The sequence below is a fragment of the Halomonas sp. ND22Bw genome (assembly GCF_003011945.1).
In the GTDB taxonomy this organism is placed as follows: domain Bacteria; phylum Pseudomonadota; class Gammaproteobacteria; order Pseudomonadales; family Halomonadaceae; genus Halomonas; species Halomonas halophila.
In genome coordinates this window covers 1-241 of sequence record NZ_PXWD01001661.1, presented here as the reverse complement: position 1 = coordinate 241, position 241 = coordinate 1, and the positions used below count along the sequence as shown (strand labels likewise).

Annotated in this window: 1 protein-coding gene; it reads left to right on the top strand. The window is 63.5% G+C overall.

Annotation, left to right across the window (positions count from 1 at the left end; all coding sequences use genetic code 11):
• Window positions 1-241, top strand: a 241-nt coding sequence (locus tag CVH10_RS23910) for a hypothetical protein (protein ID WP_146143381.1), incomplete at both ends; no start/stop codon positions are given.

The window sequence follows — 241 nt, the reverse complement described above, 5'->3', positions numbered from 1 at the left end:
GCGCTCAAACCCGAGACGGGCGAATATATCTGGCATTATCAGGAGACGCCGGCCGACACGTGGGATTTCACCGCGACCCAGCCGATCACGCTGGCGACGCTGCCGATCGGCGGCTTCTATCGCCAGCGCCACACCGGGGAGGCGCATGCCTATTCCGCGCAGCTGATGCACCTGCTGCAAACCGCGGTATCGACCGACAGCTATTCCAGTTATCTGCAATTCGCGCGCGGCGTGGCCGATC